The sequence below is a fragment of the Treponema sp. R6D11 genome (assembly GCF_054786075.1).
On sequence record NZ_BDHD01000526.1, the window covers coordinates 1 to 834 of the forward strand.

An 834-nucleotide genomic window follows, 5' to 3' on the forward strand; every position below is an offset into this window, starting at 1 on the left:
ATCTCTTTCCGTCCGTATGTTTTGGAGAATAGTATCCATAATATACTTTGGAGATGTACAGATTTTTTCCAGAGAAATGGATTTTGGTTTGTTAATTTTATATAGATTAACGTATGAATATTCCCTTTGATACAGTACACCTGAATATTTCCCATGATACAGCGTACCTTCGTCGTCTAAATTATAACTACTAAAATAAATGTCATCTAGTTTCCAGTTGTTATCGTCCGAATCAACATAACTTATTTGCAGATCTTTTGACGAAAGATAAGTGGTTTGCGGCGAATATGGTAAACCGTGAAGAAGATACTCATTATTTGCCCCGCCAATGTATTCGGGCGCTTCTTTAAATAAAGTAGACAGGGAGTCTTCGTATTGTTTAGCCATCCCTTCTCGCAATAACCTGCTTATATTTGTGTGGGTATCTGGCAAAGAAACTTGTATTTCTGTTATCTTCCTTAATGTGTTCGCCATTATAAGATGATTGACATGTTGTTTTTCCCTGTACAAAAGAACCGAACGATCATCATTTAGAATAACATCCGCCGGAGTTGAATAAAGAATGTTTTCTCTGCGGGCGGTTATCAATGCAATTACTTTACCAATAGGGGTCACGAGAGGTCCGCCTGAATTTCCGGGATTGACATTGGCGGAACTTTTTAGCTCTTTCCAGCGGCCTGAATCTTCTTCGGGAATCTCACCCAAAACAAGACCGTCCCGTATTACGACGCCTTCACCGTAGGCGTTGCCTATACTAAAAACCGGATCGCCAATATTATATTTTCTTTCAAATTGAAAATATTTATCGAAGATTTTCCCTTTTACCGTAAAAAT

General features: G+C 38.0%; 1 protein-coding gene. It reads right to left on the reverse strand.

Going from position 1 to position 834, the window contains the following annotated elements; all coding sequences use genetic code 11:
* Window positions 1-834 (reverse strand): S1 family peptidase (locus tag ACYVTD_RS14440; RefSeq protein WP_461248414.1); only part of this gene is annotated, 834 nt, incomplete at both ends.